Consider the following 1051-nt stretch of genomic DNA (forward strand, 5'->3'; position numbering starts at 1 on the left):
TGCGTGGCGATGCGGTGAGCATCCGCGACACCTGGAACATGGCGGGCCTGTCGGCCTCTGGCAGCAACACCGTGGTGGCCGACCAGGCGCTGGTGCCTAAGGAACTGGTACTGCGTTTCTCGCAAATGCGCCGGGGCAGCGCCAGTGCGTCGTCGGCAAACCTGGAGCCGCGCGACCGCTGGCCGATGGAGCCCTTGTTTCCCCTGGGTGTGCTGTCGCCCATGCTGGGCGCGGCCACGGCCCTGCTGGATGCCGTGCGTGCGGGTTTGTCGGCCCGCCCGGTGATCGGCTGGAAATACCCGGTGCAGGCGGATTCGCAGGCTTTTGTGGGCCAACTGGGCGAGGCGGCGCTGGAGATCGATTCGGCCTGGCTGCATGTACGCCGTGCGGTGGCGCAGATCGACGAAACCGCCCAAACCCGTTTGCTGACCGGCTTTGAGAAGGCCCGCATCCAGGCCGATTGCGGCTATGCCATGCGCCAGTTACGGCGTGCGGGCGAACGCCTGATGGATGTCGCCGGGCCGGGCGCTTTTGCCGCCAGCAGCCCCTTGCAGCGGCATTGGCGCGACCTGAGCCTGGGTTCGCGGCACACGGCGCTGAACACCATTTTGTCCAACGAACTCTATGGCCGCGCCCTGGTGGGGCAGGACTCCAACCTGAACCTGTTGGCGCGCATAGACGCCGCCTGATTGCCATGTCCACATCACTCTCAACTTCTACCGATGCAGCAGCGCAGCCGCCTGTGGATGCCTCCGCCGACTTCCGCTCCCGCGTGGGTGCCGAAAAGCGGGGCCGCATGCGCGAGCGCCTGCTGGCCGCCACCTTCGATGCCTACGCCGGTAGCGCCCCCGGCACCCGCCCGGTGATCGACGACGTGGTCCGCGTGGCCGGTGTGTCGCGTGGCACCTTCTACAAATACTTCGAGTCGCTGGATGAAATCCTGCCCGAACTGGGCCAGCGTATGGCCGAGGAAATGGTCGCCACTTACAGCCAATTGTTCGGCAGTGTGGCCGATGTAGCGGTCCGTGCCGCCGGTGGCCCTTTGCTCACG

Annotated in this window: 2 protein-coding genes; both read left to right on the forward strand. The window is 66.6% G+C overall.

The genetic code is table 11. The annotated features are described in order from the left end of the window. The coding region (locus tag AC097L_RS26180) for an acyl-CoA dehydrogenase family protein (protein ID WP_479589607.1) at window positions 1-689 on the forward strand (689 nt) is incomplete at its 5' end. A 5-nt stretch (window positions 690-694) separates the two neighbouring features. Next, window positions 695-1051, forward strand: a 357-nt coding sequence (locus tag AC097L_RS26185; RefSeq protein ID WP_479589608.1) for a TetR/AcrR family transcriptional regulator, incomplete at its 3' end; no start/stop codon positions are given.

The organism is Rhodoferax sp. RT5P35, assembly GCF_056521385.1.